Genomic DNA, 26,305 nt, shown 5'->3' with positions numbered 1-26,305 from the left:
TAATACCCAACCCTGTCAACAGCCATGCTGATTGACCAGGTCAGGCAGACTTTGCGACTGAAACAGAAAAAGGGGCTGATCATTCAGCCCCTTTTTCCTGACCAACGAGCGTGATTACTCGATGATCTTGGAGACCACGCCGGCACCAACGGTACGGCCGCCTTCGCGAATCGCGAAGCGCAGACCATCTTCCATGGCGATCGGAGCGATCAGGGTAACACTCATCTTCACGTTGTCACCCGGCATTACCATCTCAACGCCTTCCGGCAGCTCGCAAGAGCCAGTCACGTCAGTGGTACGGAAGTAGAACTGCGGACGGTAACCCTTGAAGAACGGAGTATGACGACCGCCTTCTTCCTTGCTCAGTACGTACACTTCGCACTCGAACTTGGTGTGCGGAGTGATGGAGCCCGGAACCGCCAGAACCTGACCACGCTCAACGTCGTCACGCTTGGTACCACGCAGCAGAACACCAACGTTCTCACCAGCACGGCCTTCGTCCAGCAGCTTGCGGAACATCTCAACACCGGTACAAGTGGTCTTGACGGTATCCTTGATACCAACAATCTCCACTTCATCACCAACCTTGATGATGCCACGCTCAACACGACCGGTTACAACAGTACCACGACCGGAAATGGAGAAAACGTCCTCAATCGGCATCAGGAACGGCTGATCGATCGCACGCTCCGGCTCAGGGATGTAGTCGTCCAGGGCTTCTACCAGCTTCTTCACAGCGGTAGTACCCATTTCGTTGTCGTCCTTACCTTCCAGCGCCATCAGCGCAGAACCGGTAATGATCGGAGTGTCGTCACCCGGGAAGTCATACTGGCTCAGCAGGTCGCGAACTTCCATCTCGACCAGTTCCAGCAGCTCTTCGTCGTCGACCATGTCGGCCTTGTTCAGGAACACAACGATGTAAGGTACGCCAACCTGACGGGACAGCAGGATGTGCTCGCGAGTCTGCGGCATGGGGCCGTCAGCTGCGGAGCAAACCAGGATCGCGCCGTCCATCTGCGCCGCACCAGTGATCATGTTCTTCACATAGTCAGCGTGGCCCGGGCAGTCTACGTGGGCGTAGTGACGGGTCGGAGAATCGTACTCAACGTGGGAAGTCGCGATGGTGATACCACGCGCCTTCTCTTCCGGTGCGTTATCGATCTGGTCAAACGCACTCGCAGAACCCGTACCCCACACTTCGTGACATACACGGGTCAGTGCCGCCGTCAGAGTGGTCTTACCATGGTCAACGTGACCAATGGTGCCCACGTTTACGTGCGGTTTACTACGCTCAAATTTTTCTTTAGACACGGTTACACCTCTTCCTGTTTCTTAAGTCCTGGGATCAACCCTTTTTAATGATCGCTTCGGCAATGTTCGAAGGAGCTTCCATGTAGCGGGAGAACTCCATCGCATAAGACGCCCGGCCCTGTGTTGCAGAACGCAGGTCGGTGGCGTAACCGAACATCTCCGACAACGGAACTTCAGCACGGATGATTTTGCCCGACGGGCCTTCTTCCATACCCTGCACAAGGCCACGACGACGGTTCAGGTCGCCGACCACGTCACCCATGTACTCCTCGGGGGTGACAACCTCTACCTTCATGAGCGGCTCAAGAAGGGCAGGATTCGCTTCGAGGGCGCCTTTCTTCATCGCCATGGAACCGGCGATCTTGAAGGCCATCTCGTTGGAGTCAACATCGTGGTAGGAACCATCGTACAGTGTTGCCTTGATACCCAGCAGCGGATAGCCGGCCAGACAGCCGTTCTGCATCTGCTCCTCGATACCCTGCTGCACTGCAGGAATGTATTCCTTCGGAACCACACCACCAACGATCTCGTTCACGAAGATAAAGTTTTCGCCATCTTCATCATCCAGGGGCAGCGGCTCAAGCTTCACCTTGACGTGACCGTACTGACCGCGACCACCGGACTGGCGCACAAACTTGCCTTCGACGTCTACCGGCTTGCGGATACACTCACGGTACGCTACCTGCGGCTTACCGATGTTGGCCTCTACCTTGAACTCCCGCTTCATACGATCAACGATGATGTCCAGGTGCAGCTCACCCATACCGGAGATAATGGTCTGGCCGGACTCTTCGTCGGTACGAACCCGGAAGGACGGATCTTCCTGGGCCAGCTTGCCCAGAGCCACACCCATCTTTTCCTGGTCGGCCTTTGACTTCGGCTCAACCGCAACGGAAATAACCGGCTCGGGGAATTCCATGCGCTCGAGAACAATCTTGTGATTCTCGTCGCACAGAGTGTCACCAGTGGTCACACTCTTGAGGCCGATAGCCGCTGCAATGTCACCCGCCAGAACCTCTTTGATTTCCTGACGCTCTTTGGAGTGCATCTGAACCATACGGCCGACACGCTCTTTCTTGCCCTTCACGGAGTTGTACACCGCATTACCGGACTCAAGCTTACCGGAGTAAACCCGGAAGAAGGTCAGGGTGCCGACAAACGGGTCAGTTGCGATCTTGAAGGCCAGCGCCGCAAACGGTGCGTCATCGTCAACCGGACGAGTCTCTTCAGTACCCTCGTCGTCAACTTCACCGCGGATGGCTTTAACTTCATCCGGAGCAGGCAGGAATTCAACAACAGCGTCCAGAACCGCCTGAACACCCTTGTTCTTGAACGCAGAGCCGCAAGTTGCCACCACGATCTCGTTTGCCAGAGTGCGCATGCGCAACCCTTGCTTGATCTCATCGATGGACAGCTCACCTTCTTCGAGATACTTCTCCATGAGCTCTTCATTGGCTTCGGCAGCCGCCTCAACCATTTGCTCACGGTACATGGCCACTTCGTCGGCCATTTCAGCGGGCACGTCTTTCTGCTCGTAGGTTGCACCGGAATCGGCTTCGTTCCAGTAAATCGCCTTGTTACGAATCAGATCGACAATACCGGCGAACTCGTCCTCGGCACCAATCGGCAACTGAATGGGAACGCAGTTAGCACCCAGACGGTTCTTGATCTGGTCAACGACGCGCAGGAAGTTAGCACCAGCACGGTCCATCTTGTTGACGAACACCATGCGGGGCACTTCGTACTTGTTTGCCTGACGCCATACGGTTTCGGACTGAGGCTCAACACCGGAGGAGCCACAGAACACAACAACAGCACCGTCCAGTACACGCAGAGAACGCTCTACCTCAATGGTAAAGTCGACGTGTCCCGGGGTATCGATGATGTTGATGCGGTGTTCAGGGTACTGCTTGTCCATACCCTGCCAGAAAGTGGTGGTCGCAGCAGAGGTAATGGTGATACCACGCTCCTGCTCCTGCTCCATCCAGTCCATGGTGGCCGCACCATCATGAACTTCACCGATCTTGTGGGAAATACCTGTATAGAACAGGACCCGCTCGGTGGTAGTGGTTTTGCCCGCATCAACGTGCGCACAAATACCAATGTTTCTGTATCGCTTGATCGGAGTCTTGCGTGCCACGATATAAACCTCGGCTGATTAGAAACGGAAGTGAGAGAACGCCTTGTTGGCTTCTGCCATGCGGTGCACGTCTTCACGCTTCTTCACAGCGGCACCTTTGCTGTCTGCGGCGTCAAGGATTTCGCCTGCCAGACGCTGCGCCATGGACTTCTCACCGCGCTTCCGGGAAAATTCAACGAGCCAGCGCATAGCCAGCGCGTTCTGACGGGAAGGCCGCACCTCTACAGGCACCTGGTACGTAGCACCACCCACCCGACGGGATTTAACCTCGACCATCGGCTGAATGTTCTCCAGTGCCTTCTCGAACATCTCGAGCGGCTCTTCCTTGGATTTGTCGGCGACGATATCGAGCGCGCCATAAACAATGCGCTCTGCAACGGATTTCTTGCCGCTTTCCATCACGTGGTTGATGAACTTGGCAAGACGTGCACTGCCGAATTTGGGATCGGGAATAATTTCCCGTTTAGCTGCAACTCTTCTTCTAGGCATCGATAAGCCCTTAATATATCTAAAAGGTCTTCAGGAACCCCTGAGATAGCCATCTGCTACTCAGCCTTACTCTTACCGTTCTGACAAGCAACGATAAAAGACACCCGCGTGGGACATCAGGACTTGGGTCGTTTTGCACCGTACTTGGAGCGGCCCTGCTTACGGTTCTGCACACCCTGGGTGTCCAGCGTTCCGCGAACAGTGTGATAGCGCACACCCGGAAGGTCTTTTACTCGACCGCCACGGATCAGCACAACACTGTGCTCCTGAAGGTTGTGACCTTCACCACCAATGTATGAGGAAACCTCGTAGCCGTTGGTCAGACGAACACGGCACACTTTACGAAGTGCTGAGTTCGGCTTCTTCGGCGTTGTGGTGTACACACGAGTGCAGACACCACGGCGCTGAGGACAGGCCTGGAGCGCGGGAACGTCGCTCTTGGCTACCTTGCGCTTACGAGGCTTACGCACCAACTGATTAATCGTTGCCATGTAAGCAAACTCCAAAAAACCATACCAATGAAACTTACCCCCTAGACAGGGGGTAAAATTTAAGGGACGCAAGTGTAAGCCTGCACCCCATATCAGTCAAGGAGACTGATGTCTTTTTAACCACCCTCCGGGTACGTATCTACCCGGAGGGTGGTTACACGCTCAACTCAGCTTTCGCGGTTGAGCTCTGCGCTCAGAGCCTCTTCAACGTCTGCCGCAGTCACGCCCTGCTCTTCCAGTTCACGCTTGCGACGACGCTCGCTGTGATAGGCCAGGCCGGTACCGGCCGGAATCAGACGGCCCACCACCACGTTTTCTTTCAGACCGCGCAGGTAATCACGCTTACCGGTAACAGCACCCTCGGTGAGAACCCGGGTAGTCTCCTGGAAGGAGGCAGCCGAGATGAACGACTCAGTTGCAAGCGATGCTTTGGTAATACCCAGCAGCAAGCGCTCGAACTTCGCCGGCTCTTTGTCGGCGGCGTCGGCTTTCTCGTTCTCCTCCAGTACCTGGGTAATCTCAACCTGGTCGCCGGACAGAAGCGTGGTGTCGCCCGGATCCGTAATTTCAACCTTGCGCAGCATCTGGCGAACGATAACCTCGATATGTTTATCGTTGATGACAACACCCTGCAGACGATAGACGTCCTGAATCTCGTTGGTGATGTACTTCGCCAGTTCAACAACACCCAGCAAACGCAGAATGTCGTGCGGGTTGGACGGACCGTCGGAAATCACCTCGCCCTTCTCAACGGTTTCACCCTCGAAGACGTTGAGCTGACGGTGCTTCGGAATCAGCACTTCATAAGCATCGCCATCCTTCGGAGTGATCACCAGACGCTTCTTGCCCTTGGTCTCTTTACCAAAGGAAACCGTACCGCTGATTTCCGCAAGGATCGAAGACTCCTTCGGACGACGGGCTTCGAACAGGTCGGCAACCCGCGGCAGACCACCGGTAATATCCCGGGTCTTGGAGCTTTCCTGCGGAATCCGCGCAACCACATCACCCAGCTCGACCCTGGCACCGTTGGCCATGGTGACCAGGGCATTGGCCGGCATGAAGTACATTGCAGTCGCACCACCCGGCAGTTCGACATCATTGCCGGACTCATCCAGGAGCTGGATCGCCGGCCGGATGTCTTTACCAGCCGCAGGACGATCCTTCGGATCGATCACTTCCATGGTGGACAGACCGGTGAGCTCGTCGGTCTGGGTACGGACAGTAATGCCCTGCTCCATGTTGACGAACTTGGCCACACCTTCGGCTTCGGCGATGATCGGGTGGGTATGGGGATCCCACTTGGCCACCACGACGCCCGCCTCGACGGCATCACCGTTTTTAACGGACAGAACCGCGCCATAAGGCAGCTTGTACCACTCGCGCTCACGACCCTGATCATCTGCGATCGCCAGTGCAGACGAGCGTGATACCACAACCAGGGAGCCGTCGCTCTTCTCGATGGACTTCAGGTTGTGCAGACGGACCGTACCGCCATGCTTGACCTGAATATTGTCAACCGCAGATGCCCGGCTGGCCGCACCACCGATGTGGAAGGTCCGCATCGTCAGCTGGGTACCTGGCTCACCGATAGACTGGGCAGCGATAACACCCACCGCTTCGCCGACGTTCACCTGATGGCCTCGGGCGAGATCACGACCGTAACACTTGGAACAGATGCCGTAGCGGGTGTCACAGGTAATCGCAGAGCGAACCCAGACTTCGTCCACACCGGCCCGCTCGATCATCTCGATGGTCTTCTCATCCAGCAGAGTACCCTCGGGGACAACCGCGTTCTCTTTATCCGTCGGAGTAAAGACATCACGCGCGGTTACACGACCGAGAACACGGTCACCGAGCGGCACAACGACGTCACCACCCTCGATATGCGGCGTCATCAGCAGGCCTTCGTCGGTACCACAATCCTCTTCGGTCACGACCAGATCCTGGGAGACGTCCACCAGACGACGGGTCAGATAACCCGAGTTCGCCGTCTTCAGAGCCGTATCCGCCAGACCCTTACGAGCACCGTGGGTCGAGATGAAGTACTGGAGTACGTTCAGACCCTCGCGGAAGTTCGCGGTGATCGGCGTTTCGATGATAGAGCCATCCGGCTTGGCCATCAGGCCACGCATACCGGCCAGCTGACGAATCTGGGCAGCAGAACCCCGCGCTCCGGAGTCGGCCATCATGTAGACGGAGTTGAACGATTCCTGCATCAGGTCTTCGCCATCTTCGCCCTTCACCGGCTTACCATCAGGCCCGATCACCTGCTCTTTCGCCAGCCGCTCCATCATGGCCTTGGAGACCTTGTCGTTGGCCCGGGACCAGATATCGATCACCTTGTTGTACTTTTCGCCCTGGGTCAGCAGACCGGACGCGTACTGGTTCTCGATGTCCTTCACCTCTTCGGTGGCGGCATCGACCATCTCGTATTTTTCCGGCGGAATCTCGAAATCGTTGAAACCGATAGAGATGCCAGAGCGGGTCGCGTAGTGGTAACCCATGTACATCAGCTGGTCTGCAAAGATAACCGTATCCTTCAGACCGGCATCCCGATAACAGGTGTTGATCAGCGCCGAAATCGCCTTCTTCACCATCGGTTTGTTGACCAATTCGAACGGAAGGCCGTCCGGCACAATGTCGAACAACAGCGCACGGCCGACGGTCGTGTCGACGATGCTGTAGCTCTCCGTACGCGAGCCATCTTCCTCGATCACAACCTGCTTGACCCGGACCTTGACCTTGGCCTGCAGGTCCACTTTACCGGCGCCATAGGCACGATGGGCCTCTTTCACGTCGGAGAAGACCATGCCCTCACCCAGCGCGCTCTCACGCTCACGGGTCATGTAGTAAAGGCCAAGTACCACGTCCTGGGACGGCACAATGATCGGCTCGCCGTTGGCGGGCGACAGCACGTTGTTGGTGGACATCATCAACGCACGGGCTTCGAGCTGCGCTTCCAGGGTCAGCGGTACGTGAACCGCCATCTGGTCACCGTCGAAGTCGGCGTTGTAGGCCGCACACACCAACGGATGCAGCTGGATCGCCTTGCCTTCGATCAGAACCGGCTCAAACGCCTGGATACCCAGACGGTGCAGCGTCGGCGCACGGTTCAGCATGATCGGATGCTCACGGATGACTTCGTCCAGGATGTCCCAGACCACGCCTTCCTCACGCTCGACCATCTTCTTGGCGGCCTTGATGGTGGTCGCCAGGCCACGGTGCTCAAGCTTGGAGAAAATGAACGGTTTGAACAGTTCCAGCGCCATCTTCTTGGGCAGACCGCACTGGTGCAGACGCAGGTACGGACCAACCACGATCACCGAACGACCGGAATAGTCCACACGCTTACCAAGGAGATTCTGACGGAAACGACCCTGCTTACCCTTGATCATGTCAGCCAGGGACTTCAGCGGACGCTTGTTGGTGCCGGTGATGGCACGGCCACGACGACCGTTGTCCAGCAGCGCGTCGACTGCTTCCTGGAGCATCCGCTTCTCGTTGCGCACGATGATATCCGGAGCGTTCAGCTCCAGCAGGCGCTTGAGACGATTGTTCCGGTTGATCACACGGCGGTACAGATCGTTCAGGTCAGAAGTCGCGAAGCGGCCACCGTCCAGAGGCACCAGCGGACGCAGATCCGGCGGAAGTACCGGCAGCACGGTCATGACCATGTCGCCCGGCTTGTTGCCGGAGTACAGGAACGCCTCGAGAATCTTCAGTCGCTTGCTGAATTTCTTGATCTTGGTTTCAGAATTGGTCTGCGGAATCTCTTCACGCAGCGCATCTACTTCGGCCTGCAGATCAATATCTTCGAGGAGCTGTTTGACGGCCTCGGCACCCATACGGGCGTCGAATTCGTCGCCAAACTCTTCGAGGGCTTCGTAGTACTGCTCATCATTGAGCAGCTGACCCTTTTCAAGGGTGGTCATGCCCGGGTCGATCACAATAAAGGATTCGAAGTACAGGACCCGCTCGATATCACGCAGGGTCATGTCCAGCATCAGACCGATACGGGACGGCAGTGACTTCAGGAACCAGATGTGAGCAACGGGGCTGGCCAGCTCGATGTGACCCATGCGCTCACGGCGAACGCTCGCAAGGGCAACCTCAACACCACACTTTTCGCAGATTACACCGCGATGCTTGAGGCGCTTGTACTTGCCACAGAGACACTCATAGTCCTTGATCGGGCCGAAAATCTTGGCACAGAAAAGACCGTCACGCTCCGGCTTGAAGGTACGGTAATTGATGGTCTCAGGCTTTTTCACCTCGCCAAAAGACCATGAACGAATCATGTCAGGCGACGCCAGGCCGATACGGATGGCGTCAAATTCCTTGCTCTGATTCTGGCTCTTGAGAAGATTCAGCAAATCTTTCATCAGTAAAAGCTCCGGATGGCGTTAATCTCGGGCGGGCACACACGGTGCCCGCTCACGCTGCCAAAAACAATTCGGCTCACTCGGATTCCAGCTCGATGTCGATACCCAGCGAGCGGATCTCCTTGACAAGAACGTTGAAGGATTCGGGCATGCCCGGCTCCATGCGATGGTCGCCATCGACAATGTTCTTGTACATCTTGGTCCGACCGTTGACGTCGTCCGACTTGACGGTGAGCATTTCCTGAAGCGTATAGGCTGCGCCGTAGGCCTCGAGGGCCCACACTTCCATCTCACCGAACCGCTGACCACCAAACTGGGCCTTACCACCCAGCGGCTGCTGGGTAACCAGGCTGTAGGAGCCAGTGGAACGAGCGTGCATCTTGTCGTCGATCAGGTGGTTCAGCTTCAGAATGTACATGTAGCCGACAGTCACCGGACGATCGAATTTATCGCCAGTACGGCCATCGTACAGTGTCACCTGACCACTGGTATCCATGTCCGCCAATTCCAGCATCCGCTTCACCTCGGCTTCCTTGGCGCCGTCGAATACCGGCGTTGCCATCGGTACACCTGAGCGGAGGTTGTTGCAGAGCTCGAGGATTTCCTTGTCATTCAGGGAATCCAGATCGACCTTGAAGACCTCATCCGAGTGGTTGTAGATCTCATCCAGCAGCTGGCGCAGCTCCGCAATCTTGCGTTGCTCGTCCAGCATCCGGCTGATCTTCTCACCCAGACCCTTCGCAGCCGCACCGAGGTGCGTCTCCAGGACCTGACCAACGTTCATCCGCGACGGTACGCCCAGCGGGTTCAGGACGATATCCACGGTAGTGCCATGCTCGTCATAGGGCATATCCTCTATGGGCATGACCGCGGAGATAACACCTTTGTTCCCGTGACGGCCGGCCATCTTGTCACCCGGCTGAATACGACGCTTGATGGCGAGGTAAACCTTGACGATCTTCAACACGCCCGGCGCCAGGTCATCGCCCTGCTGAAGCTTGGACTTCTTGTCCTCAAAGCGAGCTTCGTGCTCCTTCTTCCGGTCTTCCAGACCCTGCTCGGACTTTTCGAGCAGCTCGTTCAGGGCTTCGTCCTTCATCCGCAGCTTGAACCAATCAGAGCGCGGCAGTTCCGCCAGATAAGCCTCTTCCAGGGCAGCGCCCTTTTTCAGTCCCGGACCGCTGATGACTTCCTGACCTTTCAGGGCGTTCATCAGACGCTCGAAGGTCGCGCCTTCGACGATGCGGTACTCATCCTTCAGATCCTTGCGGTACTGGTCCAGCTGCTCTTTCTCGATGGACTGGGCCCGCTGATCCTTCTCGATACCATCGCGGGTAAAGACCTGCACGTCGATAACGGTGCCACGGGTGCCAGTCGGGACACGGGAGGAGGTGTCCTTCACATCGGACGCCTTCTCACCAAAGATGGCCCTCAGCAGCTTCTCTTCCGGGGTCAGCTGGGTCTCGCCCTTCGGCGTTACCTTACCAACGAGGATATCGCCCGGGCCGACTTCAGCGCCGATATAGACGATACCGGACTCATCCAGTTTGGAGAGCGCGCTTTCACCGACGTTGGGGATATCCGCCGTGATTTCTTCGCTGCCCAGCTTGGTGTCCCGAGCCACACAGGTCAGTTCCTGAATGTGGATCGTGGTCAGCCGGTCTTCCTGAACCACTTTTTCGGAGATGAGGATCGAGTCCTCAAAGTTGTAACCGTTCCAGGGCATGAATGCGATGCGCATGTTCTGCCCCAGCGCCAGCTCACCCAGATCCACGGACGGACCGTCTGCCAGGACGTCACCCCGCGCGATCACGTCGCCCTGACGCACGATCGAACGCTGGTTGATGCAGGTATTCTGGTTCGAGCGGGTGTATTTGGTGAGGTTATAGATATCCACACCGGCGTCACCTGCCGCGGTTTCCTGATCGTTGACACGAACCACGATACGGGCCGCATCCACGCTCTCGATAACCCCGCCTCGACGCGCTGTCACACACACACCGGAGTCCTGTGCCACGGTACGCTCAACACCGGTACCGACCAGCGGTACCTGCGACTTCAGCGTCGGAACGGCCTGACGTTGCATGTTGGCGCCCATCAGGGCCCGGTTGGCGTCGTCGTGCTCAAGGAACGGAATCAGCGAAGCAGCAACCGACACCACCTGGCGCGGAGATACGTCCATGAAGTTCACCGACTCCGGCGGAGCCACGGTGAATTCGTTCTGGTGCCGAACGGTAACCAGCTCATCCGTCAGACGCTTGCTCTCGTCCGTGGCCGCACTGGCCTGGGCGATCACATAGTTGCTCTCTTCGATGGCGGAGAGGTACACCAGTTCGTCGGTCACGACGCCATCGACCACCTTCCGGTACGGGCTTTCAAGGAAGCCGTAGGAGTTGGAACGGGCATAGGTCGCCAGTGAGTTAATCAGACCGATGTTCGGGCCTTCCGGCGTCTCGATCGGACATACCCGGCCATAATGCGTCGGGTGTACGTCCCGTACCTCGAAGCCGGCACGCTCACGGGTCAGACCGCCTGGCCCCAAGGCCGAGATACGACGTTTGTGAGTGACCTCGGACAGCGGGTTGTTCTGGTCCATGAACTGTGACAGCTGACTGGAACCGAAAAACTCTTTGACCGCCGCTGCAACCGGCTTGGCATTGATCAGGTCCTGAGGCATCAGGCCTTCACTTTCGGCCAGGCTCAAGCGCTCACGCACAGCCCGCTCAACACGCACGAGACCGACACGGAACTGGTTTTCCGCCATTTCACCAACACAACGAACGCGACGGTTGCCCAGGTTATCGATATCGTCAACGTTACCCTGCCCGTTACGGATATTGATCAGGGTACGCAGTACGTCGATGATGTCCTCGTTGGTCAGAGTGCCCTCACCGGTGCTCTCCTCACGTCCGAGGCGCCGGTTGAGCTTCATCCGGCCAACCGCAGACAGATCGTAGCGTTCGTCAGAGAAGAACAGGTTGTGGAACAGATTCTCCGCAGATTCTTTCGTGGGCGGCTCGCCCGGGCGCATCATACGGTAGATCTCAACGAGCGCTTCCAGCGGCGTACGGGTCGGATCGATACGCAGGGTATCCGACATGAACGGACCGCAGTCGAGGTCGTTGGTATACAGGGTTTCAATTTCCTTCACACCGGCATCGAGGATCTTGGTAACCACTTCCTCGGTCAGCTCGGTGTTACACTCGACCAGCACTTCACCGGTCGATTCGTCAATCATATCCTTGGCCAGGACACGGCCGTACAGATACTCGGTCGGCACTTCCAGCTGGTTGATGCCGGCCTTTTCGAGCTGCTTGATATGACGCGCCGTGATCCGACGACCTTCCTCGACAATTACATTGCCATCCGGATCCTTGATATCGAAGGTGGCAATGTCACCCCGCAGTCGACTCGGAACCAGTTCCAGCTGACAGGTTTCCGCTCCGATGGCGAACTTACTGGTGTCGAAGAACATGTCCAGCATCTGCTCGGAGGTATAGCCGAGGCCACGCAGCAGAATAGACGCCGGCAACTTGCGTCGACGGTCGATACGGACGAAGACGCAGTCTTTCGGATCGAACTCGAAGTCCAGCCAGGAACCACGGTAGGGAATCACCCGAGCGGAATACAACAGTTTTCCGGATGAGTGGGTCTTGCCCTTGTCGTGATCGAAAAATACGCCGGGTGAACGATGGAGCTGGGAAACGATAACACGCTCGGTACCGTTGATAACGAAGGTACCGTTTTCAGTCATCAGGGGCATCTCGCCCATGTAGACTTCTTGCTCTTTGATGTCCTTGATCGCCTTGTTGGACGACTCCTTATCGTAAATGATAAGGCGGACTTTCACGCGCAGCGGCGCTGCATAGGTTACGCCCCTAAGCTGGCATTCCTTGACGTCAAATACCGGCTCACCAATACGATAGCTCACGTACTCGAGCGCGGCGTTGCCAGAGTAACTGACAATCGGGAATACGGATTTGAATGCTGCGTGAAGACCGGTTTCCCGGCGGTCTTCAGGAGCGGCTTCCATTTGAAGGAAGTCCCGGAACGAATCCAGCTGAATAGACAGCAAATAGGGGACGTCCATCACGGAAGGCAATTTACTAAAATCTTTGCGAATCCGCTTTTTCTCAGTGTAGGAGTAAGTCATCTGCATTCCCCAGCTTTAGACCTGATACCTGGTATCAAGAAGCAACCATTTTTCTGCTTCGGGGCCGAATTGCTCGGCTTATCGCGCCGTCTTGAACAAGACTCTGGCTGTAGGTTATAGAACTGACATCAACCTGTAATTGCACACCAGACTCTATAGCATATACAACAGAAAAAGGCCGGTGGCGCAAAGCCACCAGCCCGTCCATGCTTAATGCACGGTGTCGATCAACAGCCGACTCTTACTTAAGCTCAACAGAAGCGCCTGCTTCCTCGAGCTTCTTCTTGGCTTCTTCGGCGTCGTCCTTGGAAGCAGCTTCCTTAACGGTAGACGGAGCACCGTCAACCATTTCTTTCGCTTCTTTCAGACCCAGGCCGGTCAGTTCACGAACAGCCTTGATGACGTTAACTTTCTTCTCACCAGCGCCGGTCAGAACAACGTCAAATTCGGTCTTCTCTTCGGCAGCAGCAGCTTCACCGCCGGCAGCGGCCGGAGCAGCAGCAACGGCAGCTTCTGCAGAAACGCCGAACTTCTCTTCCATAGCTTCAACGAGCTCAACAACTTCCATTACGCTCATTTCAGCAATTGCATTCAAAATATCGTCTTTAGACAGAGCCATGACTTTCTCCCAAAAATATAAAAATGGTGTTCAACAGAATCAAGCAGCGTCCCGCTTCTGGTCGCGAACTGCCGCTACGACACGCGTAACCCGACCCGGAATATCGTTCAGGCTGCGTGCGAGCTTGGTAACTGGTGCCTGTGTAACCACGGCCAGCTTGGTCAACGCTTCGTGCAGCGTCGGCAGCGTGGCAAGGCGATCGATTTGATCTGCGCCCATCAGCTCACCGCCGACAGCCAGACCTTTGATTTCGAACGCTTCGTTTCCTTTGGCAAAATCCTTCAGCAGACGCGCTGCCGCACCGGGATCTTCCATAGAAAACGCGAGGATGGTCGGACCAACCAGAGCTTCGTCAATGCACTCGAACTCGGTACCGCGAATGGCGATCTTTGCCAGGTTGTTACGAACAACCTTCAGATGCACGTTCTCGGCACGAGCCTTGGCACGAAGCGCGGTCATATCACCGGAGGTGACACCGCGATAGTCAGCCAAAACCACAGACAGAGCAGTACCAGCAGTCTCGTTGACTTCAGCGACGATCGCTTTCTTGTCTTCGAGTCTAATTGCCACTGGTTTTCTCCTCGATTTCGCCAGCTTGTTGCCGGCAAACCCATCATTGCCCTTTCGGGCGCCTTAACGGTGTTTGGGTTCAGAGAGAACGTCGTCACACCGTCTGCGCAGGCGTTGCTTTAACCCTTGCAGCCTTCCCGACAAACAGGAAGGCTTCGGGGGCCTGCGGTCTTTGACAGCCTTGGCTTCCGCCCAGACTACAAAGTAACCACCGATCAAAGGATCAGATAGCGAGACCGCTCTGATCGATAGTCAGGCCAGGACCCATGGTCGAAGAAATGGTGATCTTCTTGAGATACACACCTTTCGATGACGCAGGCTTGGCCTTTTTCAGATCCGCAACTAGAGCTTCAAGGTTTTCCTTGATGTTCTGTGCAGAGAATTCAATGTTACCCAGCGGTGCGTGGATAATACCGTTCTTATCAGTCCGGTAGCGCACCTGACCCGCTTTCGCGTTTTTCACAGCGGTTTCGACATCCGGAGTCACCGTACCCACTTTCGGGTTAGGCATCAGGCCACGAGGACCAAGAATCTGACCCAGCTGACCAACGACTCGCATCGCGTCCGGAGTGGCGATAACCACATCGAAATCCATGTTGCCCTTTTTGACCTCGTCGGCGAGATCATCCATACCAACGATGTCCGCACCGGCCGCTGTGGCCTTCTCTGCGTTCGCACCCTGAGTAAAGACGGCGACACGAACGCTTTTACCAGTGCCGTGCGGCAGCACGGTGCTGCTCCGAACAACCTGATCGGATTTCCGGGCATCGACGCCCAGGTTCACGGCAACATCCACAGATTCCTTGAACTTCACGCTCTGGCCCAGTTCGGCCAACAGCGCAACCGCTTCGTCAACGGAATAGGCGCGAGTGGAGTCAACCTTTTCACGAATCAGCTTCTGACGCTTGCTCAACTTTGCCATTTCAGAGGCCCTCCACGTTCAGGCCCATACTGCGGGCAGTTCCGGCAATGGTACGAACAGCTGCATCCATATCGGCTGCAGTCAGATCCGGCTCCTTGGTCTTCGCGATCTCTTCCAGCTGCTCACGGGTGACCGTGCCAACCTTGTCGGTGTTCGGACGACCAGAACCGCTCTTGATACCGGCCGCTTTCTTCAGCAGAACCGGTGCAGGCGGAGTCTTGGTAATGAAGGTAAAGCTGCGATCACTGTACACAGTGATAACAGTCGGAATCGGCAGACCCGGCTCCATGCCCTGTGTCTGGGCATTGAACGCCTTGCAGAATTCCATGATATTAACACCACGCTGACCGAGGGCCGGACCAACGGGGGGACTCGGGTTGGCCTGTCCGGCAGCAACCTGAAGCTTGATATACGCTTCGATCTTCTTTGCCATGATATATCTCCTATGGGTTCGAACGCCTCTCGGCTCCCCAACTCAGACACAAAAAGCCCGCGTCGCCTGAGCGCGCGAGCTTTCCTGGTTTTGATGGCCCGTCAGTCTTTCTCGACCTGCCCGAACTCCAGCTCCACCGGAGTTGAGCGACCGAAAATCAGAACGGCCACCTTGACTCGACTCTTGTCGTAGTCGACTTCTTCCACGACGCCATTGAAGTCCGCGAACGGCCCTTCAACGACCCGAACAATCTCACCCGGCTCGAACAGGGTTTTCGGCTTGGGCTTATCGGCACCACTCTCAACACGACGGAGAATGGCCTCAGCCTCACGTTCGGTAATCGGCGCAGGCTTATCCTTGGTACCGCCGATAAAGCCAAGAACCCGCGGGGTATTCTTCACAAGGTGCCATGTACCATCGTCCATTTCCATCTGGACGAGTACGTATCCCGGATAGAACTTGCGCTCACTCTTGCGCTTTTTGCCATCGCGCATTTCGACAACTTCTTCGGTCGGGACCAGGATCTCGCCGAACTTGTCTTCCATGCCGTTGAGCGCAACGCGCTCCTTCAGAGTGCGCATTACGTGCTTCTCAAAGCCAGAATACGCATGAACCACGTACCAGCGCTTAGCCATTGCCCACTCCTGTTAACCAATAAACCCGGCGACCAACCAACTGATCAGGGAATCCATACCCCACAAAATCAGCGCAACCACGAGCACAAAAACCACGACAATCAACGTTGTCTGGACGAGCTCTGGCCGGGTGGGCCATACCACCTTCCGGATTTCGACCCGTGCCTCTTTCAGCAGTGTCGCAAATCGACGCCCACGGCCTGTCTGCAGTGCAACGAGAGCCGCCACAATACCGAGACCTACGAGAGCCAGAACACGATAAAGAAGAGATTCGGCACTGAAATACTGATTACCCACCACACCGGCGGCAATCAGAACAAAAACAACCAGCCACTTCGCAATATCGAAACGGCTGGCTGACTGAACGGCTTTTGACTCCATAGGAATCAGCTTATGTATCCGGATGTTAAAAAATGGCAGGCCAGGAGGGAATCGAACCCCCAACCTGCGGTTTTGGAGACCGCTGCTCTGCCAATTGAGCTACTGGCCTGCACCGAAACAACTCAGTGCAACTACAATCGAGTGACCCTGGGGTCACTCGATGATCTTGGAGACCACGCCGGCACCAACGGTACGGCCGCCTTCGCGAATCGCGAAGCGCAGACCATCTTCCATGGCGATCGGAGCGATCAGGGTAACACTCATCTTCACGTTGTCACCCGGCATTACCATCTCAACGCCTTCCGGCAGCTCGCAAGAGCCAGTCACGTCAGTGGTACGGAAGTAGAACTGCGGACGGTAGCCCTTGAAGAACGGAGTATGACGACCGCCTTCTTCCTTGCTCAGTACGTACACTTCGCACTCGAACTTGGTGTGCGGAGTGATGGAGCCCGGAACCGCCAGAACCTGACCACGCTCAACGTCGTCACGCTTGGTACCACGCAGCAGAACGCCAACGTTCTCACCAGCACGGCCTTCGTCCAGCAGCTTGCGGAACATCTCAACACCGGTACAAGTGGTCTTGACGGTATCCTTGATACCAACAATCTCCACTTCGTCACCAACCTTGATGATGCCACGCTCAACACGACCGGTTACAACCGTACCACGACCGGAAATGGAGAAAACGTCCTCAATCGGCATCAGGAACGGCTGATCGATCGCACGCTCCGGCTCAGGGATGTAGTCGTCCAGGGCTTCTACCAGCTTCTTCACAGCGGTAGTACCCATTTCGTTGTCGTCCTTACCTTCCAGCGCCATCAGCGCAGAACCGGTAATGATCGGAGTGTCGTCGCCCGGGAAGTCGTACTGGCTCAGCAGGTCGCGAACTTCCATCTCGACCAGTTCCAGCAGCTCTTCGTCGTCGACCATGTCGGCCTTGTTCAGGAACACAACGATGTAAGGTACGCCAACCTGACGGGACAGCAGGATGTGCTCGCGAGTCTGCGGCATGGGGCCGTCAGCTGCGGAGCAAACCAGGATCGCGCCGTCCATCTGCGCCGCACCAGTGATCATGTTCTTCACATAGTCAGCGTGGCCCGGGCAGTCTACGTGGGCGTAGTGACGGGTCGGAGAATCGTACTCAACGTGGGAAGTCGCGATGGTGATACCACGCGCCTTCTCTTCCGGTGCGTTATCGATCTGGTCAAACGCACTCGCAGAACCTGTACCCCACACTTCGTGACATACACGGGTCAGTGCCGCCGTCAGAGTGGTCTTACCATGGTCAACGTGACCAATGGTGCCCACGTTTACGTGCGGTTTACTACGCTCAAATTTTTCTTTGGACATTTGACCAACTCCCCTAATCAACCTGGACCGTAACGTTGACCGGATAAAAATGGAGCTCATGGGCGGATTTGAACCGCCGACCTCACCCTTACCAAGGGTGTGCTCTACCAACTGAGCTACATGAGCATTCAAACAAATTGGAGCGGGCAGCGGGAATCGAACCCGCGTCATCAGCTTGGAAGGCTGAGGTAATAGCCACTATACGATGCCCGCGAGCAATTAGTGGTGGAGGGGGCAGGATTCGAACCTGCGAAGGCGATGCCGTCAGATTTACAGTCTGATCCCTTTGGCCACTCGGGAACCCCTCCCGCACAAATCCGCAAACCGCGAATTTGCTCAAAACTAAAAGTGGAGCTGGCGGACGGAATCGAACCCCCGACCTGCTGATTACAAGTCAGCTGCTCTACCAACTGAGCTACGCCAGCTCACATTCGCCTCGTCAGCGAGGGCGGTATACTACGGATTTTTTTCTGGCGTTGCAACACCCTCGCAAGGGTGAATTTCGACGAAATCGAAATCGCGACCAGATTCCGAGGATACTGCCTGAACCGTCTCTTCTACGAGATCCGGATCCGCCTCAAAATCGAGCGCGTAGCTTATCTGATTTCGGTCGTAATTGGCTAGTACCGCATTGAGATTCTGACGTTTTTTTTCTTCAAGCACGGTTCTGGCGGACGCCAGAGACTCGAACAGCCCCAGTGAAATGGCATTCCGGTACTCGCCTTCGGTCACCAGATAGGAATCAATGCCACGACGCTGAATGTCCCGGAACTGCCGTAGAGCAATCTCCCTGGGCTGCGGAGGGATGATCACCCAGTGCAGCGGCGGCAGTTCCCGCACGACCTCCGACACCACTGGCTCCCAGTGCCGCAGAAGAGGGACCGCCGCAATCAGCGCCTCAGCCTTCTGCTGTGTATCAATCCAGCCAATACGCACACACCGGGGTTGGGCGGACTCAGGCACCGGATCGGCTTTGGAGGAAGGTTTCAGGCTGGCCACTCGCGGAAGCGTTCCGGTAACCGGCTCCGTCGAGCGCCGGGGTGGCTGCAAGGCACCGGACAGATACCAGACCAGCACAATAAGAGATAAAAGGAAGGCTGCAACCCATCTCACAGCGCCAGATCCTCGGCATCGATGGCCGCGAGGCCGTCAAGCACAAGGTCGGGGCGATAATCAGCCTTGAGCCCCAACTGGAGCAGAAAACCAGCATCACCGCCTGTCACGATGACACGCTGGATACCCATCTGTTCAGCATCGGTCAGCACGCGCTCTGTCGCCGACTGCAGCATCCAGGATACGCCATGATGGACGCATTCTCCGGTAGTCGTGCCAGGCGCTGAATCGGAGGCCGGCGTGCCATCAAACAGGATTCGGGCGGCATCGGTTTTCAGGCTACGCAGCATCATTTGAACCCCGGGCAGTATGTAGCCGCCAATATGGCGTCCGGCGTCATCGACAAAATCCACCGTGATGGCGCTGCCCGCATCCACCACAACAAACCCGCGACGTGTCTCGATCCACGCTGCGTACATCGCGTGCCATCGGTCGGCACCCATGCGCCGGGGATCCTCATAGGCGTTGACCAGCCCGCCACGACCGGACTCGGCCCAATGGTAGGCGACAGGTATCGAGAAACGCGCTTCAAGGTATTCGGTCAGAGCCTGGCGCCTGGGCTCAGCCGCCACAGTCGACACCGAAATCCGGCGAACCCGACTCGTCGCGGGAAACCCACTCAGGAGATCATCGTCAAATGCTCCCAGCCCCTCGGCAACCACCGCATCTCCGGTTGCCAGCCGCCACTTCAGCCGGGTATTTCCGGCATCGATCAGCAACCTCATTCCGTCACCCTTAGACTGATTTCGCCGGCCCGGACCGGGACGGTACCTTCGTTCGTCTTCAGGAGGTAATTGCCGGCCTCATCAATGCCCGCGCCAATCCCTTCAAGCTTCCCCTCACGAGCCCTGAGGAGTTGCCCCTCGAAGATGTCCCGGGCTTGCCAGGGAGCCCGAAAGACCTTGAACCCCTCTTCCGCGAACAGGGCCGCAACATCCATGACAGCGTTGATCAATGACGACGCCAGCCGGTTTCGGGCCCACACCTGTCCCGGGAATGTGCTATCCAGGCTTGCCCAGGGTTGATCCACACCTGGAGCCTGCGCCATGTGCACATTGATCCCGATGCCAACGATCACCTGAACTACGCCCTCTTGAAGCTCTCCCTGAAGTTCAACGAGGATACCGCCGAGTTTGCCGCCGGGGAGAAAGATGTCGTTTGGCCACTTGAGACCAATGTCCCGGGCGCCCAGCGTTTCGAGAGCATTGGCGACGCCCACACCCAGTACCAGGCTCAGGCCGTCCAGGACCGAAAAACCACCATGAAAGGTCAACCCCATGCTCAAATAGAGATTTTCACCCCGGGGACTCTGCCAGGCACGTCCCCGGCGCCCCCGACCGGCCGTCTGGCAATCTGCGATGCACACCGGCACTCCGGGCGAACCCGACTGCCACAGCCGCAAAACCTCGGCGTTAGTGGAGTCGACTTCATCCTGCACGGACAGGTGAACCGCCGATCGGACCTGGGCATCGAGCCCCTGCACGATCTCACCCTCATCCAGCAGGTCCACCGGGCTTAGCAGCTGATACCCTCGCCCCCGAATGGTCGCAATGTCGCAACCATCCTCCATCGCCTTGCGAACCTGCTTCCACACGGCAGTCCGACTGACGCCCAGCTGTTCGGCAAGGGACTCACCGGAATGGACCTCGCCATCCCTGAGAAGATTGAGCAACGCTTTGGATTTCATGAAGTAGTCACCGGCCTGAGAGGAAGGATCAGGCCGGATTAAACACCAGCGGGGCAGAAAATACAAAGTCACCGGGGCTGGGGTGGCGACCTCGATCAGGGGATCGGCGTCGCCGTCAGATTGGCTTTGATATCGAAATTCTGCATCTTGATGCCGTAAATTGCCGTCTGTGGCCCTCCCACCGGGTGCACCAGATCAACGCGGTTGATCGACAGCTCCTTGAACCGGGATTCCGCCTTGACGGCAAAGCCGAGTGGCCGATCAAGAATTTCATCCGGCGTCGGATTAGCCACATAGCGGTATCCCTGCGCAACGGACGAATCCATGATTTTTTCATCGCCGCGGTTACCGGTGACTCCGAGCGAGTCGGCACCGTCGGTTTTCTTGACGACCTTGGTCTGGTAAACGTCCACCGACAGATCTGTGCGGATACCGAAAGTGTTGTCGTCTCGACCATCGCCGTCAAAATCGCCGCCGTCACTGGTATAGATGTCATTCAGCACCAACTGGGTGCCGGTGCCGTTCACCGCGTTGCCCGATCCATCCGAAGAACGATTGGTTTCCCAGGCAATGGCATTCTTTCTGCCGGAACCATCGGCCGGTGCGAGCAATTGCTTCAGACGGATCGTGATACCCTCGTCGCCCCGCTGCTGCCAGATTCCTCCGGAGGCCGCGCACGCGGATGCACTCGATCCAACACCCCCGGCGCACACATCTCCCGCGCCACCCGGGACAATGGTCATGGTGCTGCCCTTTTCGAATTTCTGAAGCACCAGACGACCAAAACTGCCGCCACTGCTTTTATCACCAACCCGGACATTGCCAATGTCCATAGTGCTCCAGGATTCGCCCGTTCCCAGGATCAGGCCCTCATCCGTGACATCCAGCGTCATTTCCCGAACGTGGCCGTCGTATTCGACCTCCGTCAGCCAGAGCCCCTTCTGGGGGATGTCACCGCTGCCTTCATCGTATGGCGCAGCGATCACGGCAGCCTTGCCGTTGTGCAGCTGGATATCCGAATTCACGGTCAGCCCCTCTCCCGTTGCACCGCCCGGTGCCAGTGTGATGTGGCCGTCCATCTCGAACTCGTAAGCCGGATAGAAGCCCAGGGCCAGGAGCAGTTCGGTCCCGCCCTGCAAAGGTGCATTCTCATCGCCCACTTTCAGTCCGTTGATCCGATAGCCGGCTTTTACTCCATCAAAGCCAATTCTGAGCCCGTCATAGAACCGGGTGCCGTTTCGGGTTTCATCCCGGGTAACATTGACCGTAATGTCACCCTGTCCCCAGGACTGCAAACCACTGAAAATGACCCGGTTGCCATCCTCGGTATAACTCAGGTCCGCGAGGCTGAGACTCCACTCTGCGGCCATGCGCAAGCCTTGCGGACCAGCATCAGGATGCCCGCCGCCCTGCAGGTACACGGCGTTGGTATAGGTTCGACCGTTAAACACCTGATCCTTGAACAGGAAGCTGACGTTTACCTGCCCGACACTCTTTCCGTTGGCTCCCATTTCTATGGCGCCAATGTGCAGGTCGCCCTCCAGAGTACCCAACGTTAATGCCAGGGCCGGCCGCCCCTTCCAGTCATGGTCGACGTCCAGACGCAGGTCGCTGATCTGATAACGGCCACTCATGTCCCGCAATGCCAGGGTATGGGCATCGTCCCGATACAGAAAACTGGCCGAATGGATGGTGGTTTCATGATCGATACGGAGCCCTTCACCGCTACGGCCGCCGGCAGTCAGGTCGGTGCGGGACGAAAGATCGTAGTCCAGACTCAGCCCGCCATAACTGGGCAGCAGGGCACCGGTGGATGCGTCGGTGCTGCGCCCATGGTTAAGCGAATTCCCGCTGTAGCGAATTGCTCCCACATCCAGGCTCCCGACCACGCTCGGCGAGTTCAACGTCAACGTATTACCAACGACATCCAGCGTTGTACCGAGCGCCTCAACCGTCAGGGTAATATCGTCGAGGAAGACTTCGTTACCGTTGGTCCGGTATCCAAGACGACCACCGGTCATGGTGTAGGCGGTATCAAAGGTATAGCCATGCCCCGTCGCGCCACCGGACCTCATCGTCAGAGTACCCTGGAGGCTCTGATCCAGGAAAAGCCCCCCCATACTGACATCGGGGGCGCCAGCCAGCCGGACGTCACCGAACTCGATCCGGCGGTCTTCCACCAGATACTCGAGATTGAGGGACGCGTCCTGCCCCACATCAAGGGTGATCTCGTGATGCGCCGGAGCGTCCGGGGTCACGGAGGAACCAACCCTGAATCCTTCAAGGTGCACTCCCTGCCCATCATCGTAATAGGACACCCGATCGGCGCTTACCCCGACATCCATTTCAAGGGTAATCCCGCTTTGGCCCTGAATGTCTGCCATGGCGTTATCATCCAGCCGCTTGAGGTCTGCGGACACCGGCAGCGGCAACCAGAGCGTGATCAGACCTGCAACGATCGTTTGGCGCGTCATTCGTCCTCCAACTCCCCGGCTACTCATGGATTACCCGTCGGGAATACCAGAAGATTGCCTTCCATGACGACCTCCCCCCGCATCTCAACCGAGAAAATATCGGTCTGGAGGAATCCCGGATCGGTCGGGCGGGCCGTATTGCTGGCTGCAATCTTGAAACGGACATCGTTGAAACGAACGGTGTTCGGAAGCCCCAGCTCCAGGACATCCCGATTAAACAGCTCGCCGTCGCCACCAAACCCGGAATCAACATGCCGGACACGCAGGGTGAGTCCTTCAAAGGAAAAGTTCCCGCGTATATCATCAAGGACCATCCACCCGCCGGTCTCCTTCAGCCGCCAGGCGAACCGGGCACCACACTTTCTGGTGGCATCATCACAACGTCCGAAGTGAGAGTTTTCGACCGGACCACCCATCTCGTTGATGCTGACATCGCCGGACAGGTATATACCGCCCTGACCGGACACATCAGAGAGTGCCTGATCCCCGAGACTGGCCAACTCCGCCCGTACCGGAGATGGCAAGGCGATCAACATGGCGAGAGCCAAACCGTATTTTGCTGTCCCTGGGTGGCGAATCATTGTGCAAGGTCCTTCGTCTGGATATTCAGATGCTGAATCAGCATTCCCTGAACCCTGGCGGAACCAAAGTCACGGTCCGCCACACTGAAATTGCCGATGGACAGATTGCTGCGGTAATCCGGGTTGGTGTAGTACGAATTGTAGAAATCCCAGGTTTCCGCGTTGCTACTGCTTCGCAACCCATCCGCGCCGATCTCACCAGAGGCTGGCTGCCGAATGGCCGCAATCTCGACAACGAAATTGCCGGAACCATCCACATCAAACAGCATGGGCTGCAGCTCATTGCCGAGCGCCAGCTCCAGAGCAAAATTGGACAGAATGATTCGCGACCCGCACGAACTTCCGTCCTGAGCGCAGGCATTTATGGAAACTTCCGGCGAATAGAAGTTCAGCTTGAACTGCCCCACCATCTGGTGACGGTTATTGTCCCCCCACAGCCGGAGGTAGCTGCCATCGATAACCGCGCTCTTTGCATGGATATTGATGTTGGCAGAACGGTCGTCACCCACCGCGACGTTCATCTGGATACCCACATCCGCCCGCTCACCAATATAGTCCGCCGTGGCCGGACGACTGGAACAGGTACCCGTACCGGCGGATGCCGAGGCCCCGAAACAGTCATAACCCTCGGCCGCCGCCACCTGTGAAGGCGCAGAAAATTGAAGCACCGCCTTGTCGGGCACTCCGATGGTATTGCCGTCAACGACATCGATTTCCCATGGGTTCGCCAGGCGCCCGAGATTCACCGGGCTGAGATTCTCCCCGTAGTTGCTTCCGGTACCGGAAATGTAGAGGTGATTCACGGTGATATCGACGTCCCGCCCATCGGTACTCTTTATTCCCGAAATCCTGAAGATCCTGGCCTGTTCACCATTGGCATCAGGCTGGTCGGTTCCATGGGAAAACTTGAAATTCTCAAACACCAGGCCCAATCCGGCACCATCAATCCTGGCCATCTCTCCCTCTGAGAGCCCTTTGAGTTCGGCCACCGCTGGCACCGAAACCAGGACCAGAACACACGCGAGGAGGCGTGCAGGAATGACGGAAGCGACTATTGATCGTAAGCTCACCCTGACATTACTCACTAGAACAGCCCCTTGCCCCGATCAATATACTCGGTGCGATATCGCTGGGTTCCATAAAGCGCCTCGTTGAGGTTCACTTCGGTCGCTCCGTTCGGGATGTTAAAAAAGGCACCGGCGGTCGCCCGAACGAAATCTTCCGGCGTGATATCGGTTTTGCTGACATCCTTGAGCCAGTCAAGATCCTTGGTTTGGAAGGAGATAAACGCTCCGTCGGCAGGCCCGGTGATCGCACGGACACCGTTTTTCTCACCCACCGTACCAATGGGAAAACTGTTATAGATATCGAGGTCAAAACAGGAGTCGATACCCAGGACCAGGCAGTCCTTTGCGTACACATAGATGTCGCCACCAGGGCAACTGAGGAAGGAACACCCCGGAACTTCGATTTCCGAACTGGAGCCCCATCCGATGAGGTTTTTGACGGACCAACGGGTGAAAGCACTGGCATCCTTGAGCACGAACTTTTCGCCATCGGGTACGCCGATATATTCCGCCCGAACCGGATCCAGTGAGCCAATATTCGGATCACCGTCGGCCCCGTATACGAGTCTCGCCTTGGTCTCCAACGGACTGCCGCCCTCCAGAAGCGGGGTCAGGAGGACGATCAACTGGTCGAACAGGTTGCCGCTGGACTGCGCGCTGGAGAGCCCCTCACCGTGGTCAATGATGTCGACATTGACGTTACCCGTGAGAGTTTCGATTTTCCCTGACAGAACTCCCATAGACTTACCGAAGCCAAGGCGCACACCCACAATTTCCTGGGAGGTTTCGTCGTAGGCAAACTCGAAGAAAGGATTATCGATGTGGAAGGGCACAATTTCCCCTTCGCCATACGCACTGCCGTCAGGCTTGAAGGTGCGAGGAGCCTTGGGGTTGGCATCGTAATAGGCCCGGTTATTGATATACCCGAGGGCGAAATCCTTGATCAACACATCGGAGCTTCCAGGCTTTTCCCCGGCCCGATCGTATCGCCCCATTTCCAGAACATCCACGTTGGTCTGGATATCAATGTCCATCCCGAGGTTTACACGGGTATAGGCTGTCGAATTATTGGGATCGGGGTGATATTGCCGGTCCACCGAGACAAAGGCCTGCCCGGTGACCTCGGACATCTGATGATCGGTAATCGGACGCAAATCACCATAAGCGCCTGCGCTCGCGACAGCGAGGAAAAGACAAAAAAATCCATTTTTACTCATAGTCACGTCTCATAACGACCGCATTTCTTATTGATCTTGCGGTTTGTCTGAATGACTGATGAGTGTCTCTGAAGTGCCGGATTCGCCAATAAAGGGCCGTTTATCCGATCTTGTTTATATCTTCAAGGTTACCGTTCATTACAGAATGTCACTGTGCGGAGCGTCATGAAATTGGAAAAACTTTCTGACGGGCAATAAAAAACCCCAGCATCTGAGATGCTGGGGTTTGGGTTAGGAGCCTGACGATGACCTACTCTCGCATGGGCCATGCCACACTACCATCGGCGCTG

General features: G+C 56.7%; 20 protein-coding genes and 5 tRNA genes. All 25 read right to left on the bottom strand.

Annotated elements, in window-relative coordinates; all coding sequences use genetic code 11:
* Positions 1–114 precede the first annotated feature (114 nt).
* The gene (tuf, locus tag MLD04_RS16825) at positions 115–1,311 is read right to left on the bottom strand and encodes an elongation factor Tu (RefSeq protein WP_248160581.1); all 1,197 of its coding nucleotides are present in this window, start codon (positions 1,309–1,311) and stop codon (positions 115–117) included.
* A gap of 34 nt (positions 1,312–1,345) precedes the next feature.
* Positions 1,346–3,451, bottom strand: a complete 2,106-nt coding sequence (gene fusA / locus MLD04_RS16820; RefSeq protein WP_248160587.1) for an elongation factor G — start codon at positions 3,449–3,451, stop codon at positions 1,346–1,348.
* Positions 3,452–3,469: 18 nt separating this feature from the next.
* Complete coding sequence (rpsG, locus tag MLD04_RS16815) at positions 3,470–3,940, bottom strand: 30S ribosomal protein S7 (protein WP_008940668.1); 471 nt, start codon at positions 3,938–3,940, stop codon at positions 3,470–3,472.
* A 116-nt stretch (positions 3,941–4,056) separates the two neighbouring features.
* Positions 4,057–4,431: a 30S ribosomal protein S12 gene (gene rpsL / locus MLD04_RS16810; RefSeq protein WP_008174844.1), complete on the bottom strand. Its 375-nt coding sequence runs from the start codon at positions 4,429–4,431 to the stop codon at positions 4,057–4,059.
* A gap of 167 nt (positions 4,432–4,598) precedes the next feature.
* Positions 4,599–8,813 (bottom strand): DNA-directed RNA polymerase subunit beta', encoded by a 4,215-nt coding sequence (rpoC, locus tag MLD04_RS16805; protein ID WP_248160586.1) that lies wholly within the window; start codon positions 8,811–8,813, stop codon positions 4,599–4,601.
* Between the two features lie 76 nt (positions 8,814–8,889).
* Entirely contained in the window at positions 8,890–12,966 is a 4,077-nt protein-coding gene (rpoB, locus tag MLD04_RS16800) for a DNA-directed RNA polymerase subunit beta (RefSeq protein ID WP_248160585.1), read from the bottom strand.
* 241 nt (positions 12,967–13,207) lie between these two features.
* Positions 13,208–13,585, bottom strand: a complete 378-nt coding sequence (gene rplL, locus MLD04_RS16795; RefSeq protein ID WP_008940665.1) for a 50S ribosomal protein L7/L12 — start codon at positions 13,583–13,585, stop codon at positions 13,208–13,210.
* 39 nt (positions 13,586–13,624) lie between these two features.
* Complete coding sequence (rplJ, locus tag MLD04_RS16790; protein WP_248160584.1) at positions 13,625–14,155, bottom strand: 50S ribosomal protein L10; 531 nt, start codon at positions 14,153–14,155, stop codon at positions 13,625–13,627.
* 223 nt (positions 14,156–14,378) lie between these two features.
* The gene (rplA, locus tag MLD04_RS16785) at positions 14,379–15,077 is read right to left on the bottom strand and encodes a 50S ribosomal protein L1 (protein WP_248160583.1); all 699 of its coding nucleotides are present in this window, start codon (positions 15,075–15,077) and stop codon (positions 14,379–14,381) included.
* A gap of 1 nt (position 15,078) precedes the next feature.
* Positions 15,079–15,510 (bottom strand): 50S ribosomal protein L11, encoded by a 432-nt coding sequence (rplK, locus tag MLD04_RS16780; RefSeq protein ID WP_008940662.1) that lies wholly within the window; start codon positions 15,508–15,510, stop codon positions 15,079–15,081.
* 101 nt (positions 15,511–15,611) lie between these two features.
* On the bottom strand, positions 15,612–16,145 hold the full coding sequence (nusG, locus tag MLD04_RS16775) for a transcription termination/antitermination protein NusG (protein ID WP_008940661.1): 534 nt from the start codon (positions 16,143–16,145) through the stop codon (positions 15,612–15,614).
* 12 nt (positions 16,146–16,157) lie between these two features.
* Positions 16,158–16,526, bottom strand: a complete 369-nt coding sequence (gene secE, locus MLD04_RS16770) for a preprotein translocase subunit SecE (RefSeq protein ID WP_248160582.1) — start codon at positions 16,524–16,526, stop codon at positions 16,158–16,160.
* 33 nt (positions 16,527–16,559) lie between these two features.
* A tRNA-Trp gene (locus MLD04_RS16765) sits at positions 16,560–16,635 on the bottom strand.
* A 44-nt stretch (positions 16,636–16,679) separates the two neighbouring features.
* Positions 16,680–17,876, bottom strand: a complete 1,197-nt coding sequence (tuf, locus tag MLD04_RS16760) for an elongation factor Tu (protein ID WP_248160581.1) — start codon at positions 17,874–17,876, stop codon at positions 16,680–16,682.
* A gap of 50 nt (positions 17,877–17,926) precedes the next feature.
* Positions 17,927–18,002 (bottom strand) — tRNA-Thr (locus MLD04_RS16755).
* Positions 18,003–18,014: 12 nt separating this feature from the next.
* A tRNA-Gly gene (locus MLD04_RS16750) sits at positions 18,015–18,089 on the bottom strand.
* 10 nt (positions 18,090–18,099) lie between these two features.
* Positions 18,100–18,184: transfer RNA gene (locus MLD04_RS16745), tRNA-Tyr, on the bottom strand.
* A 41-nt stretch (positions 18,185–18,225) separates the two neighbouring features.
* A tRNA-Thr gene (locus tag MLD04_RS16740) sits at positions 18,226–18,301 on the bottom strand.
* Between the two features lie 31 nt (positions 18,302–18,332).
* Positions 18,333–18,989, bottom strand: coding sequence for a hypothetical protein (locus MLD04_RS16735; protein WP_248160580.1), 657 nt, complete (start codon positions 18,987–18,989; stop codon positions 18,333–18,335).
* Positions 18,986–19,714 carry a type III pantothenate kinase gene (locus MLD04_RS16730; RefSeq protein ID WP_248160579.1) on the bottom strand — a complete coding sequence of 243 codons (729 nt, stop codon included), beginning with the start codon at positions 19,712–19,714 and terminating at the stop codon, positions 18,986–18,988. Before MLD04_RS16730 ends, MLD04_RS16735 begins: the two co-directional genes overlap by 4 nt.
* A complete protein-coding gene (locus MLD04_RS16725) occupies positions 19,711–20,676 on the bottom strand; it encodes a biotin--[acetyl-CoA-carboxylase] ligase (protein WP_248160578.1) in 966 nt (321 codons plus the stop codon). Before MLD04_RS16725 ends, MLD04_RS16730 begins: the two co-directional genes overlap by 4 nt.
* A 95-nt stretch (positions 20,677–20,771) precedes the next feature.
* Entirely contained in the window at positions 20,772–23,150 is a 2,379-nt protein-coding gene (locus tag MLD04_RS16720; protein WP_248160577.1) for a DUF6160 family protein, read from the bottom strand.
* 23 nt (positions 23,151–23,173) lie between these two features.
* The gene (locus MLD04_RS16715; RefSeq protein WP_248160702.1) at positions 23,174–23,686 is read right to left on the bottom strand and encodes a hypothetical protein; all 513 of its coding nucleotides are present in this window, start codon (positions 23,684–23,686) and stop codon (positions 23,174–23,176) included.
* 41 nt (positions 23,687–23,727) lie between these two features.
* A complete protein-coding gene (locus MLD04_RS16710) occupies positions 23,728–24,687 on the bottom strand; it encodes a hypothetical protein (protein WP_248160576.1) in 960 nt (319 codons plus the stop codon).
* Between the two features lie 128 nt (positions 24,688–24,815).
* Positions 24,816–25,928, bottom strand: a complete 1,113-nt coding sequence (locus MLD04_RS16705) for a hypothetical protein (RefSeq protein ID WP_248160575.1) — start codon at positions 25,926–25,928, stop codon at positions 24,816–24,818.
* Positions 25,929–26,305 lie beyond the last annotated feature (377 nt).

Source organism: Marinobacter koreensis (assembly GCF_023156285.1).
Classification (GTDB): Bacteria; Pseudomonadota; Gammaproteobacteria; order Pseudomonadales; family Oleiphilaceae; genus Marinobacter; species Marinobacter koreensis.
The sequence above is the reverse complement of the archived record's forward strand: the minus strand, read 5'-3'. Positions and strand labels throughout refer to the sequence as shown.

What these genes read in the sequence shown, in the direction of transcription:
- rpsG (WP_008940668.1), bottom strand. Translation starts at nt 3,940, where the DNA reads ATGCCTAGAAGAAGAGTTGCAGCTAAACGGGAAATTATTCCCGATCCC.
- rpsL (WP_008174844.1), bottom strand. Translation starts at nt 4,431, where the DNA reads ATGGCAACGATTAATCAGTTGGTGCGTAAGCCTCGTAAGCGCAAGGTA.
- rpoC (WP_248160586.1), bottom strand. Translation starts at nt 8,813, where the DNA reads ATGAAAGATTTGCTGAATCTTCTCAAGAGCCAGAATCAGAGCAAGGAA.
- rpoB (WP_248160585.1), bottom strand. Translation starts at nt 12,966, where the DNA reads ATGACTTACTCCTACACTGAGAAAAAGCGGATTCGCAAAGATTTTAGT.
- rplL (WP_008940665.1), bottom strand. Translation starts at nt 13,585, where the DNA reads ATGGCTCTGTCTAAAGACGATATTTTGAATGCAATTGCTGAAATGAGC.
- rplA (WP_248160583.1), bottom strand. Translation starts at nt 15,077, where the DNA reads ATGGCAAAGTTGAGCAAGCGTCAGAAGCTGATTCGTGAAAAGGTTGAC.
- rplK (WP_008940662.1), bottom strand. Translation starts at nt 15,510, where the DNA reads ATGGCAAAGAAGATCGAAGCGTATATCAAGCTTCAGGTTGCTGCCGGA.
- nusG (WP_008940661.1), bottom strand. Translation starts at nt 16,145, where the DNA reads ATGGCTAAGCGCTGGTACGTGGTTCATGCGTATTCTGGCTTTGAGAAG.
- secE (WP_248160582.1), bottom strand. Translation starts at nt 16,526, where the DNA reads ATGGAGTCAAAAGCCGTTCAGTCAGCCAGCCGTTTCGATATTGCGAAG.
- tuf (WP_248160581.1), bottom strand. Translation starts at nt 17,876, where the DNA reads ATGTCCAAAGAAAAATTTGAGCGTAGTAAACCGCACGTAAACGTGGGC.
- MLD04_RS16730 (WP_248160579.1), bottom strand. Translation starts at nt 19,714, where the DNA reads ATGAGGTTGCTGATCGATGCCGGAAATACCCGGCTGAAGTGGCGGCTG.
- MLD04_RS16725 (WP_248160578.1), bottom strand. Translation starts at nt 20,676, where the DNA reads ATGAAATCCAAAGCGTTGCTCAATCTTCTCAGGGATGGCGAGGTCCAT.
- MLD04_RS16720 (WP_248160577.1), bottom strand. Translation starts at nt 23,150, where the DNA reads ATGACGCGCCAAACGATCGTTGCAGGTCTGATCACGCTCTGGTTGCCG.
- MLD04_RS16715 (WP_248160702.1), bottom strand. Translation starts at nt 23,686, where the DNA reads ATGTTGATCGCCTTGCCATCTCCGGTACGGGCGGAGTTGGCCAGTCTC.
- MLD04_RS16710 (WP_248160576.1), bottom strand. Translation starts at nt 24,687, where the DNA reads ATGGCCAGGATTGATGGTGCCGGATTGGGCCTGGTGTTTGAGAATTTC.
- MLD04_RS16705 (WP_248160575.1), bottom strand. Translation starts at nt 25,928, where the DNA reads ATGTCCGAGGTCACCGGGCAGGCCTTTGTCTCGGTGGACCGGCAATAT.